At 67.2% G+C, this 11,938-nt stretch carries 9 protein-coding genes and 1 tRNA gene; 2 read left to right on the forward strand and 8 right to left on the reverse strand.

The window, feature by feature from the left end:
- Nucleotides 1-40: 40 nt before the first annotated feature.
- The 8 genes from selD to fdnG form a co-directional block, all read right to left on the reverse strand.
- Entirely contained in the window at nucleotides 41-1,120 is a 1,080-nt protein-coding gene (gene selD / locus AC5P8R_RS02295; protein WP_495222952.1) for a selenide, water dikinase SelD, read from the reverse strand.
- Between the two features lie 26 nt (nucleotides 1,121-1,146).
- Nucleotides 1,147-1,242, reverse strand: a tRNA-Sec gene (locus AC5P8R_RS02300).
- Nucleotides 1,243-1,266: 24 nt separating this feature from the next.
- A complete protein-coding gene (gene selB, locus AC5P8R_RS02305; RefSeq protein WP_495222953.1) occupies nucleotides 1,267-3,198 on the reverse strand; it encodes a selenocysteine-specific translation elongation factor in 1,932 nt (643 codons plus the stop codon).
- Entirely contained in the window at nucleotides 3,195-4,619 is a 1,425-nt protein-coding gene (gene selA, locus AC5P8R_RS02310) for an L-seryl-tRNA(Sec) selenium transferase (RefSeq protein WP_495222954.1), read from the reverse strand. Before selA ends, selB begins: the two co-directional genes overlap by 4 nt.
- A gap of 4 nt (nucleotides 4,620-4,623) precedes the next feature.
- Entirely contained in the window at nucleotides 4,624-5,607 is a 984-nt protein-coding gene (fdhE, locus tag AC5P8R_RS02315) for a formate dehydrogenase accessory protein FdhE (protein ID WP_032956068.1), read from the reverse strand.
- A 231-nt stretch (nucleotides 5,608-5,838) separates the two neighbouring features.
- Nucleotides 5,839-6,486: a formate dehydrogenase subunit gamma gene (locus tag AC5P8R_RS02320; RefSeq protein ID WP_049440476.1), complete on the reverse strand. Its 648-nt coding sequence runs from the start codon at nucleotides 6,484-6,486 to the stop codon at nucleotides 5,839-5,841.
- Nucleotides 6,483-7,400, reverse strand: a complete 918-nt coding sequence (gene fdxH, locus AC5P8R_RS02325) for a formate dehydrogenase subunit beta (RefSeq protein ID WP_005410881.1) — start codon at nucleotides 7,398-7,400, stop codon at nucleotides 6,483-6,485. The genes AC5P8R_RS02320 and fdxH overlap by 4 nt, the downstream gene beginning before the upstream one ends.
- A 10-nt stretch (nucleotides 7,401-7,410) precedes the next feature.
- On the reverse strand, nucleotides 7,411-10,479 hold the full coding sequence (fdnG, locus tag AC5P8R_RS02330) for a formate dehydrogenase-N subunit alpha (RefSeq protein ID WP_495222955.1): 3,069 nt from the start codon (nucleotides 10,477-10,479) through the stop codon (nucleotides 7,411-7,413).
- Between the two features lie 291 nt (nucleotides 10,480-10,770).
- On the opposite strand from fdnG, the gene gmk reads away from it, so the two are divergent.
- Both gmk and rpoZ read left to right on the forward strand, forming a co-directional pair.
- A complete protein-coding gene (gene gmk / locus AC5P8R_RS02335; protein ID WP_014648271.1) occupies nucleotides 10,771-11,436 on the forward strand; it encodes a guanylate kinase in 666 nt (221 codons plus the stop codon).
- A 110-nt stretch (nucleotides 11,437-11,546) separates the two neighbouring features.
- The gene (gene rpoZ / locus AC5P8R_RS02340) at nucleotides 11,547-11,846 is read left to right on the forward strand and encodes a DNA-directed RNA polymerase subunit omega (protein ID WP_005410877.1); all 300 of its coding nucleotides are present in this window, start codon (nucleotides 11,547-11,549) and stop codon (nucleotides 11,844-11,846) included.
- Nucleotides 11,847-11,938: the final 92 nt, after the last annotated feature.

Below are 11,938 nucleotides of genomic sequence, written 5' to 3' on the forward strand. Positions count from 1 at the left end.
CAGCAGGGGCGCCTTCGGGCGCCCTTGTCGTTCCAGCGCATCAGCGCACGCTGACGCCCGGCGCTCCTTCACCCAATCGCCCGACCACGGCGGCCTGGCCGAACCCTGCGTCGTGGAAGCAGGCCAGCACCGCATTCACTGCCTCCGGGGCGCAGGACACCAACAGCCCGCCACTGGTCTGCGGATCGGTCAGCAGTGGCTGCCAGTGGCCGGCCAAGCGCTCGGCGAAGCGCACTTCGGCGCCGTACGAGGCCCAGTTGCGGTTGGAGGCGCCGGTCACGCAGCCGCGCTGCAGCAGCTCCAGCGCCTGCGGCAGCAGCGGCACCTGTGCACTGTCCACTTCGGCAGCGACGCCGCTGGCGCGGCACACTTCCAGCAGGTGGCCGAGCAGGCCGAAGCCGGTGACGTCGGTCATCGCGTGCACGCCGTCCAGCGCGGCCAGCGGCACGCCCACGCTGTTCAGGCAGGTGGTCGACGCGATCATCTGCCGGTAGCCCTCTGCATCCAGCACTTCTTTCTTCAGCGCCGACGAGTACACGCCCACGCCCAACGGCTTGCCCAGCACCAGCACGTCGCCGGCGCGGGCATCAGCATTGCGCTTGAGCCGCTGCGGGTCGAGCACGCCGATCGCGGCCAGGCCGTAGATCGGTTCCACCGAGTCAATGCTGTGACCGCCGGCCACCACGATGCCGGCATCGGCGCAGGCGCGTTCGCCACCCTGCAGGATGCCGCGGATGGTGTCCTGCGGCAGGGTGTTGATCGGCATGCCGACGATGGCCAGCGCGAACAGCGGCCGCGCGCCCATCGCGTACAGGTCCGACAACGCGTTGGTGGCGGCAACGCGGCCGAAGTCGAACGGGTCGTCGACAATGGGCATGAAGAAATCGGTGGTGGCGACGATTGCCTGGCGATCATCGAGGCGGTACACCGCGGCGTCGTCGCTGGTCTCGCGGCCCACCAGCAGTTCGGCCGGTGCGGGAAGTGCTGGAACGCCGCGCAGCAGTTCGCTCAGCACGCCCGGCGCGATCTTGCAGCCGCAGCCGCCGCCATGCGCGAGAGAGGTCAGTCGTCGCGTGGCATCGGCCGTGGATGGGGCGGGTGACTGCGCGTGCGTGGCCATGCCGACATCTCCTGCGGAAACACGAATGGCGGAAGGCAGCAGGAGTCGAACCTACCAGGGAACGATCGACGCCCCCTACTGGGTTTGAAGCCCAGCCGCATGCCCGGATGCGCATGCCTTCCGAAAGTACGGCGGTACCGGTGGGCTCAGTCGCGGGCTGCGTTCCACTGCAGGTCGCCGCGCGGCCGATGCTGGTCACCGACGCGTCGAGTGTAGCCAACGCGATTGAAGAACTCCAAGATCTGGATGCTGCGTTTGCGGCCCAGGCCGATGGCATCGCGGAAGGCCGCCGCATCCACCGCGCCGCTGGCCTGTGACAGCTGCGCGACCATCGCGGCGAGTTCCGCAATGCGCGCGGGTGCATAGAACAGGTCCGGCACCACCTGGAACAGTTCGCCACGTGCGGCGGCGCGGCGCAGGACGGCGCGGACATCGTCTTCGGTCAGTCCGAAGTCGGCGGCCAGAGTACGCACCCACGGCGGATCGAAGCCACCGGCGTGCAGTTGCGGCAGCACGCGTTCCAGCAGCAGGCGCTCGCGTTCCGGTGGCGCATGGTCATGGCCGGGCAGGCGCCACCAGGCGCCCACGCGTTGCACGCTGCCGTCGTCCAGCAGGTCCTGCAGCAGCGCATTCCAGAGCCCCGTCGCAAGCGCGGGCAGGGTGCTGCGTTGCAGGCGCCCGCTGTCGACACCGGGTTCGTCCGGGCGTCGCTCATGCCAGCTACGCAGCGATGTGATCACCTGCTCGTGCAGCACCTGCCAGTGCGAGGCAAGGATGACCACCGTGTCCTCGCGGGTGATGATGCGCTGTGCGTCTGCAGGAAGATCGATCCGGTCGGCCGCGCGCCGGCAGTAGCGTTGCAGCGCGGCCATGGCAATGCCGAAGGGCGCCTGCTGCAACAGCGGGCCGATTCCCGCACCTGTGGCCAGCTGCTCCAGTGCGCCCAGCCAGGCGAGCCGTGCCGGGCTGCGCCGGCGCCGCTGTGGCGGGTCCGGGTCGAGCACGACGCCACCGCCCAGCGTGTGGGTCGCGGCGGAATCGCGGGCGATGAAGCGATCACCACACATCGCACAGACCGGTGCATCGAACACCAGCTGCACCAACTGCCCATCACCTTGGTCACGGTCCTCCAGCAGCACCACATGGGCCTGCCGGTGCATCGTGCCCCAGTGGATGTGCAGGGGTGCCCAGTCGCGCAGTGGTGCTGCCCGTGCGGACAAGCGCAGGCGCACATCGACGCGGGTGGTGGCCAGCAGCGCGCGCGGGTCGGCAATCCAGTCGCCACGATGAATCTCGTCGCGGGCGATGGCGGCCAGGTTCAACGCGCAGCGCTGCCCGGCCATGGCGTGGTCACTGGCCTGGTTCTGCGCGTGGATGCTGCGCACGCGCACATCGGTGGCGGCGGGCATCAGTTGCAGGTGCTCGCCCACCGTGACGCCGCCGCCATGTACCGCGCCGGTCACCAATGTGCCGTGGCCGGCCAGCGAGAACACGCGGTCCACCGGCATGCGGAACAGCTCGCTGCGCAGCGCGGCCTGGCGCGCGTTGGCATCGCCGGCGGCCCATGCGTGCAGGTGGGCGCGCAGGGCGTTGATGCCTGCGTCATCGGGGGACGTGCTGTTGCAGGCGAACACGGGGGAACCCTGCAGCGGCGTTCCGGCCAGCAAAGCGGCAATCTCGATCTCGACCCGGGCGATGCGCGCGGCGTCCACGCGGTCGATCTTGGTCAGCGCCACCGCGCCGCGATCCACGCCCAGCAGCTGCAGGATCGCCAGATGCTCGCGGGTCTGCGGCATCACGCCGTCGTCGGCGGCGACGACCAGCAGGGCGACATCGATACCGGTGGCGCCGGCCACCATCGTGTGGACGAAGCGCTCATGACCCGGCACATCGACGAAACCCAGCATCGCGGCGGGGCCTGTGCCGTTCGCGCTTTCCACCGGGACATAGGCGTAGCCCAGTTCAATGGAGATGCCGCGCGTGCGTTCTTCCTGCAGGCGATCGGTTTCGATGCCGGTCAGTGCCCGCACCAGGCGCGTCTTGCCATGGTCGATATGCCCGGCGGTGCCGACGATCATGGTTGCAGCATGCTCCATTGGGCGAGGAAGTCCGCTTCGTCGGCCGGTTCCAGGCAACGCAGGTCCAGCCACAATGCGTCCTCGCCGATGCGGCCCAGCACCGGTCGCGGCAGCTGGCGCAGGCGCTTGGCCAGGCGGTCCAGGCCACCACGTTGCGCAGTGGTGATGCGCAGGCCGGCACTGCCGAGCTGCGCCTGTGGCTGCGCACCACTGCCGATCTGGCTGTGCATCCGTGCCTGTTCAAGCATGTAGCCGGTCGGCAGCGCCGAGCGCAGCGGCGGCAGCAGGCGCTGGGCCTGCGCATCCATGTCCTGCTGCGTGCGCGAGAGCGTACGCAGTGTCGGCAGCCGTTGCGCCAGCAGCTCCGGCTCGCGGTACAGCGCCAGTACCGCCTCCAGCGCGGCCAGGCCCATCTTGTCCATGCGCAGCGCACGCTTGAGCGGGTTGCGGTTGATCCGCGCGATCAGGTCGGCGCGGCCGGCGATGATGCCGGCCTGCGGCCCACCCAGCAGCTTGTCGCCACTGAACGAGACCAGGTCGGCACCGGCCGCCAGTGTTTCCTGCACGGTCGGCTCGTGTGGCAGGCCGAAGGCCGCCAGGTCGCACAGGCTGCCGCTGCCCAGGTCCACCACCAACGGCAGGCCATGGTCGTGCGCGATCACTGCCATCGCCGCGGTGCCGACCTTGGCGGTGAAGCCGGTGATCGCGTAGTTGCTGGCGTGCACCTCCATCAGCAGTGCGGTGCGCGCGCCGATGGCATGGGCGAAGTCGGCCGGGTGGGTGCGGTTGGTGGTGCCCACTTCCAGCAGCCGCGCGCCGGCACTGCGCATCACATCGGGAATGCGGAAGGCACCGCCGATCTCCACCAGTTCGCCGCGCGACACCACCACCTCGTGGCGGTTGGCCAGGCTGTTGAGCAGCAGCAGGACCGCCGCCGCATTGTTGTTGACCACGGTGGCGGCTTCGGCACCGGTCAGCTCGCAGACCAGCGCCTGCACCCGTGCATCGCGGTCGCCGCGGCGGCCGCGGGTGATGTCGAATTCCAGGTCAACCGGTGCGGTCATCGCGCGGGTGACGGCCTGCACCGCGGCCTCGGGCAGCAGGGCGCGACCCAGGTTGGTATGCAGCACGGTGCCGGTCAGGTTGAACATCGGCTGCAGGTTCAGCCGTGCATCGGCGATGAGTGCGGCGTCGAGCGCCGCGACCAGTGCCGGGCCTTCAATGGCCTGATGCAACTGCTCTGCCGAGAGCTGCGTGGCACTGATGCGCTCACGCAGCGCCTGCAGATGTACGCGCAGCAACTGGGTGATGCGGCTGCGGCCGTGGCCCTCGATCAGTGTTGCCAAGGCAGGCAGGCGCAGCAACCGGTCCAGCGAGGGCAGCGCGGAAGCCGATGCCGGGGTGGGGGGCGTGGCTGTCATCGCCTCACTCGCCGTCGGATTGCCACAGCAGCGGATTCTGGCTGGCGCGTGCATAGCCTTCCTCGCCCAGCAGCAGGTCCAGCGCCAGCGTGCCAAGGTCATCAGCCACCGGTTCCAGCGACGGATCTTTTTCCAGATACAGGATCTTGCGGTAGCTGTGGCAGTGGTCGCAGGTTTCTGCACGTACCGCGCTCTCGCGCACCGCCTGGCCGGTATCGCCGTCGGCATCAGCCAGGGCGCGATAGGCGATGTCCTTGCCAGCGGCGCCACACTGGCTGCACTGCACGCGCACGTAGTGCCACTGGCAGGCGCACAACGAGCACGACAGGTAGCGGTAGGAGGCATAGGGCGGGCGGGCCTGCACCATGCTGGTCACCGGCAGGGTGCCGCACAGCGGGCACAGCCCTGGCGCATCGGCCAGCGGCTTCAGGTCGCTGGGGCGGAAGCTGGCCGCCAGTACTGCCCAATACACCTGCAACGCATTCATCACCAGCAGCGCAGCGACCGCGTCGACCGGGGGCGCGTCAGCGCGTTCCAGCACGGCGTGGGCCTGCGCATCCAGCCAGGTGTCGTCGGCGGCGGCGACGCGCAGCAATTCCTGCCGTGTTTCCGCCGGTAGCCCCGCTTCGTCGGCGCAGTGCCGGCACAGCGTGCGCAGCCAGTCGCGCCAGCGCCCGTCCAGATGAAGTGTGTTGGCGGGCCGCAACGGCATGCCGGCACTGGCGGCCGCGCTGGACTGCTGCGCGCGCGCGTGGTCCTGCAGCGCCTCGCGTTGCTGGGGTGTCAATTCCTCCAGCAGCGCCTGCTGTGCATCGGCCAATGCCGCCAGCAGCTGCAGGTAACCGCCGATGGCGCTGTGCGCGGCCAGGCTGCGCAGGCGCGCCGCGCGTGTGGCGAACAGCGACCCGGTATCAGGCAGGATGATGCGCGGCACGTCGCGCGAGGCGAGCGTCTCGATCTCACCGGGTTCAAGGATGCGTTGCGCCATGCAGGGCCAGCCAGAAGAACCAGCCTCCATCCTCGCCGTTGTCAGCGCTGGCGTCCAGCGCACTGTAGGCCATTTGAAATGGTCGGGGTCAGATCCGTTTTCCACAGGAAAACGGATCTGACCCCATCGGTTGTTGGCGTGTTCATCGTGTCGACCAAGGTCGACACCTACCAAAAGCACCGGGGAACTGTCGAAGGCGCCTCTGCAGGTGCAGGGCCGCAGGCCCTGCCGTTACCCCTCTTCCCGACGTCCGCGCAGGATGTCGCGGAACCACTGCCGGTGGTGCTTGTACGCCCACCCATAGGTCACCTTGCCCTGGGTCATCGCCCGCACCGAGCCCTTGATCCAGAGCGCCGCATAGATGTGCACCACGATCGCGCACACCAGCACCCAACCGAACAACGCATGGGCCAGCACCGAGAAGCGGATCAGCCCGATCGGGAAGAGATGGCTGAAGTATTGCCGCCAGATCACGAAGCCGGTCAGCAGCAGTGCCGACAGGCAACCAATGATCGCCCAGAACAGGAGCTTCTGGCCGGCATTGAAGCGGCCCACCGGCGGCAGCTTCTCATCCTCGTTGCGCAGTACATCGCGCATGCCGCGCATCCATGCGCGATCGTCGGCCGTCGGCAGATTGTCGCGCCACATGCGGAACGCCAGAAACGCAAAGCCGACCACCATGGCCAGCCCGATGAATGGATGCAGGATGCGCGTCCACGGGCCGCCACCGAACAGCTGGGTCAGCGGGAACAGCGCGGGATGGAACAGTGCCAGCCCGGACAGCGCCGTCAGCACGAAGCAGATCGCCACGATCCAGTGATTGATGCGGGTCGGCGCGCGGTAGCGGATGATCTGCCGCGGGTGCGGGGCGTACTTCATGGCCGCTGCTCCTCTTCGATCTTCTTCGCCTCGTGTTCGGCTTCCTCTTCTTCCTCGTCATTGACCGTGTTGCGGCCGATGCCGATGTAATGCAGGAAGCCGGCGAAGGCGGTGGCGGCGATCGCCAGCACGCCCAGCGGCTTGGCCACGCCCTTCCAGACTTCCACCATCGGGCTGATCCGCGGGTCCTTGGGCAGGTCGGCGTACAGCTCCGGCTTGTCCACATGCTGCAGCACGTACATCACGTGGGTGCCACCCACGCCCTGCGGGTCGTACAGGCCGGCGTTCTCGTAGCCGCGCGATTTCAGGTCTTCCACGCGGCCGGCCGCGTGCTCGGTCATCGCCTGCTTGCTGCCGAAGGTGATCGCCCCGGTCGGGCAGGTCTTCACGCAGGCCGGTTCCTGGCCCACCGCCACCCGGTCCGAACACAGCGTGCACTTGTAGGCCTTGTGGTCCTTCTTGGAAATGCGCGGCACGTCGAACGGGCAACCGGTCACGCAGTAGCCGCAGCCGATGCAGTTCTCTTCCTGGAAGTCGACGATGCCGTTGGCGTACTGGATGATCGCGCCCGGCGACGGGCAGGCCTTCAGGCAGCCCGGGTCGCTGCAGTGCATGCAGCCCTCCTTGCGGATCAGCCACTCCAGCTTGCCCTTCTCGTCCTCGTACTCGCGGAACTTCATCACCGTCCACGACTGGTCGCTCAGGTCGGGCGGGTTGTCATAGCTGCCAACGCAGCTGCCGACCTCGTCGCGCAGGTCGTTCCATTCCATGCAGGCGACCTGGCAGGCCTTGCAGCCGATGCATTTGCTCACATCGATCAGCTTGGCGACCTGGCCGGTGTGCGCACCGCGCGCTTCCGGCGAGGGCGTGGTGGTGGCCGAGCGGCGGATGATGTCCAGCGATTGCAGTGACATGGCGTGTCTCCTACACCTTCTCGACCTTGACCAGGATGCACTTCGATTCGGGCGTCTGCGAGTTGCCGTCACCGATGGCGTTGGTCAGCGTATTGGCGATGTATCCGGGCTTGGCCGCACCGAGGAAGCCCCAGTGGATCGGCACGCCCACCTGGTGCACGGTCCGGCCATCGATCTGCAGGGCCTTGATGCGCTTGGTCACCATCGCCACCGCTTCGATGTGGCCACGCTTGGAACTGACCCGCACGCGGCTGCCGTTGCTGATGCCCAGCTCGTCGGCCAAGGCCGCGCCGATCTCGACGAACTGCTCGGGCTGGATGATGGCGTTCAACTTGCCGTGCTTGGTCCAGAAGTGGAAGTGCTCGGTCAGGCGGTAGGTGGTGGCCACATGCGGGAACTCGTCCGGCGAACCGATCTGTGCGCGATCGCTGGCGAATACGCGGGCGGCCGGGTTGTTCAGCGTCAGTGCCTGGCCGGGGCTGAGCGGATTGCTGCGCAGTGGCGTGTCGAATGGCTCGTAGTGCTCCGGGAACGGCCCTTCGGCCATGCCGGCCTTGGCGAAGAAGCGGGCGATGCCTTCCGGGTTCATGATGAACGGGCCCATCCCGCCGGCGGGATCTTCGTCGGCCTTGAAGTCCGGTACGTCCACGCTGCCCCAGTTCTTGCCGTTCCAGGCCAGCAGCGTGCGGCGCGGGTCGAACGGCTGGCCGGCCACGTCGCACGACGCGCGGTTGTACATCACGCGGCGATTGGCCGGCCACGCCCAGGCCCAGCCCAGCGTGTTGCCGATGCCGGTGGGGTCGCTGTTGTCACGCCGCGCCATCATGTTGCCGGTCGGGCCCCAGGCACCGATGTAGATCCAGCAGCCGGAGGAGGTGCTGCCATCGTCGCGCAGGTCGCCGAATGCGGCCAACTGCTCGCCGGCCTTGCGCACCAGCTTGGTCGGGTCCTTGGGATCGAACACGTCGGCCAGCGCCTTGCCGTTGTATTCCATCGCCAGCTCTTCCGGCGTCGGCAGCTCCGGGTTGGAATACTTCCAGGCCAGGTCGCGCACCGGCTCCCACCACGCACCGCCGTCCTTCTCGTACATCGCCTTGATGCGATGGAACAGCTCGGACATGATCTCGATGTCGCTGCGCGCTTCACCCGGCGGATTGGCGCCCTTCCAGTGCCACTGCAGCCAGCGCGAGGAGTTCACCACCGCGCCGTTCTCCTCGGCGAAGGACGTGGTGGGCAGGCGGAATACTTCAGTCTGGATCGTGCTCGGGTCGACGTCGTTCAACGCGCCGTGGTTCTGCCAGAAGGCGATGGTCTCGGTTTCCAGCGGGTCCATGCTGACCATGAACTTCAGCTTGGAGAACGCGCTGATCAGCTTGCCCTTGTTAGGCGCCGAGGCCAGCGGGTTGAAACCCTGGCAGATGTAGCCGTGGATCTTGCCCTCGTTCATCAGCTCGTACGCCTGCAGCATGTCGTACGGCTTGTCGAGCTTTGGCAGGTAATCGAAGCACCAGTTGTTGTCGGCGGTGGCGGCATCGCCCCACCACGATTTCATCAGGCTGACGTGGAACTTCGGATAGTTCTGCCAGAACGACATCTGGTTGGCGCGCAGCGGCTTCTGCGTGCGCTTGGCGATGTAGGCGTCGTAGTCCTGCTCGTCCTGCCTCGGCAGCGTCAGGTAGCCGGGCAGCAGGTCGGACATCAGGCCGATGTCGGTCAGGCCCTGGATGTTGGAATGCCCGCGCAGCGCGTTCATGCCGCCACCGGCCACGCCGATGTTGCCCAGCAGCAGCTGCACCATGGTGCCGGCACGCACGTTCTGTGCGCCGATCGAGTGCTGCGTCCATCCCAGCGCGTACAGGATGGTCATCGCCTTGTCCTTGCCGGCGGTGGACGCGATCATGTCCCAGATCTGGCGGATGCTGTCGGCCGGCGTGCCGCAGATGCGCTCGACCATCTCCACGGTGTAGCGCGCGTAGTGTTGTTTCAGCAGGTTGTAGACGCAGCGCGGGTCCTTCAGCGTCGGGTCGCTGCGTACGTAGCCGTCGTCACCGTAGGCGTAGTCCCAGCTGGAACGGTCGTAGCTGCGCTTTTCTTCGTTGTAACCCGAATACAGGCCGTCCTTGAAGGCGAATTCGTCCTTCACCAGGAACGGCATGTCGGTGTAGTTCAGCACGTACTCGTGCTGGATGCGGTCCTCGGTCAGCAGGTAGTTGATCAGGCCGCCCAGGAACACGATATCGGTACCGGTGCGGATCGGCGCGTACACGTCGGCCACCGCGGCCGAGCGGTTGAAGCGCGGATCGACCACGATCAGCCGGGCCTTGTTGTGTGCCTTGGCCTCGGTCACCCATTTGAATCCGCACGGATGTGCCTCGGCGGCATTGCCACCCATGATCAGGATCAGGTCGGCATTCTTGATGTCGACCCAGTGGTTCGTCATCGCACCACGGCCTAGCGTCGGGGCAAGACCTGCCACCGTCGGGCCGTGTCAGACACGTGCCTGGTTGTCGAATGCCAGCATGCCAAGGGAGCGCACGACCTTGTGGGTCAGCACCGCGGTTTCATTGCTGGTGGCCGAGGCCGCCAGCATGCCGGTGGTCAGCCAGCGGTTGACCGTCTGCCCGGCGTCGTTCTTCTGCACGAAGTTGGCATCGCGGTCTTCCTTCATCAGCCGCGCGATGCGGTCCAGCGCATCGTCCCAGCTCAGCCGCTTCCACTCGTTGGAGCCCGGTGCTCGGTACTCGGGGTAGAGCAGGCGCGACTTGCTGTGGATGATGTCGGCCAGGCCGGCGCCCTTCGGGCACAGCGTGCCGCGGTTGACCGGATGGTCCGGGTCACCCTCGATATGGAAGATGCTCGGCTCGGCGTTCTTGGCGCCGTCGCCGAGGCTGTAAATCAGGATTCCGCAGGCCACCGAACAGTAGGTACAGGTGTTGCGGGTCTCGGTCGCGCGGGTCAGCTTGTACTGCCTGACCTCCGCGAGCGCGATGCCGGGCGCGAAGCCCATCAATGCCAGGCTGGAGCCGACCAGGGTTGTCCCGGTCACTTTCAGGAACTGGCGGCGGCTCATCGATGGCATGCCGTTCTCCTGGGATGGCGGGGAGGCATGGGCCTCCGGGCTGTCGTTGGGTACGGCCCGGTTATAGCACAGGCCCCCGCACGCCCATGTGGCACAAGGCCCGGCGCCGGCGGGGCGGGCGCGCAACGGGGCCGCTCTGGTAAAGTTGCGTGCCCGCCCCCCCGGGGAAGCGTCTGCCGGGCCTGGTTCCAGGATGTTCCGCGCAGCCCCCGCCGTCCTGGCGCGATCCTCCGCGCCGGATCTGGAACACCGAGGAAAAATTTTGCGAAATCAACCAGTTGGGTTCCGCGCATGAGCGCCCCGTCGAAGCCGTCGGACGCCGTTGCGCGCGGCACGCTGTACATCGTTGCCGCCCCCTCCGGCGCCGGCAAGAGCAGCATCGTCAATGCCACCCTGGCGCGTGACCCGCAGATCGCGCTGTCGATCTCCTTCACCTCGCGCGCGATGCGCCCGGGGGAAGTGAACGGCCAGCACTACCATTTCGTCTCTGCGGAAAGGTTCGAGGAAATGATCGCCGCCGGCGACTTCTTCGAGCATGCGTGGGTGCACGGCGACTGGAAGGGCACGGCCCGGCAGTCGGTGGAGCCGCAGCTGGCCGCCGGCCAGGACGTGCTGCTGGAAATCGACTGGCAGGGCGCGCAGCAGGTGCGCCAGCTGGTGCCGGGCACGGTCACCGTGTTCATCCTGCCGCCGTCCAGGCAGGCCCTGCAGGATCGCATGCGCAAGCGCGGCCAGGACAGCGAGGCGGTCATCGCCCAGCGCCTGGGCGCGGCGCGCGATGAAATGCTGCACTTCAACGAGTTCGACTACGTCATCGTCAACGAGGTGTTCGACACCGCCGTGGACGAGTTGTGCGCCATCTTCACCGCCAGCCGCCTGCGCCGGGAGGCCCAGAAGGTCCGCCACGCCGGCCTGATCCAGGCCCTGCTGACTCCCGATCCGGGCGCAACTGACTGATTCCAAAAGAATCGGGTAGGGGTTGGCTTGATTTTGTCCAGCCCCTGCCAGTACACTCCGTCCCCTTTCCCTCATTCGACTGAGCGGCCGACCGGTCGCCGGGAGCCCGTATGGCCCGCATCACCGTAGAAGATTGCCTGGAAGTCGTTAACAACCGTTTCGAACTGGTCATGATGGCATCCAAGCGTGCCCGCCAGCTCGCCAACGGCGTGCAGGCCACGCTGGACAACAGCGAGACCGAGGACAAGCCGACCGTGCTGGCGCTGCGCGAAATCGCCGCCCGCAAGATCGACAACGCGCTGATCGACGAAGTCGAGAAGGCCGAGCGTGAGCGCGCCGAGCGCGAAGCGCTGGAGTGGGCTGCCGCCGAAGTGGTCGCTGACGAAGACATGTCCAAGAACGACGATTGATCGCATCGATCAACGTAATCGTTGGATACACCGAACAGCCCGCCCCGTGCGGGCTGTTTCGCATTCAGGATTTGCCGTAAACGTCGCGCTGG

Source organism: Stenotrophomonas sp. YJH_SMC_73 (assembly GCF_059370155.1).

Bases quoted from the DNA above. Each gene is read 5' to 3' on its own strand.
- gmk (WP_014648271.1), top strand. From the start codon at position 10,771: ATGAGCGCCCCGTCGAAGCCGTCGGACGCCGTTGCGCGCGGCACGCTG.
- fdhE (WP_032956068.1), bottom strand. From the start codon at position 5,607: ATGGCGCAACGCATCCTTGAACCCGGTGAGATCGAGACGCTCGCCTCG.
- selD (WP_495222952.1), bottom strand. From the start codon at position 1,120: ATGGCCACGCACGCGCAGTCACCCGCCCCATCCACGGCCGATGCCACG.
- AC5P8R_RS02320 (WP_049440476.1), bottom strand. From the start codon at position 6,486: ATGAAGTACGCCCCGCACCCGCGGCAGATCATCCGCTACCGCGCGCCG.
- selA (WP_495222954.1), bottom strand. From the start codon at position 4,619: ATGACAGCCACGCCCCCCACCCCGGCATCGGCTTCCGCGCTGCCCTCG.
- selB (WP_495222953.1), bottom strand. From the start codon at position 3,198: ATGATCGTCGGCACCGCCGGGCATATCGACCATGGCAAGACGCGCCTG.
- rpoZ (WP_005410877.1), top strand. From the start codon at position 11,547: ATGGCCCGCATCACCGTAGAAGATTGCCTGGAAGTCGTTAACAACCGT.
- fdxH (WP_005410881.1), bottom strand. From the start codon at position 7,400: ATGTCACTGCAATCGCTGGACATCATCCGCCGCTCGGCCACCACCACG.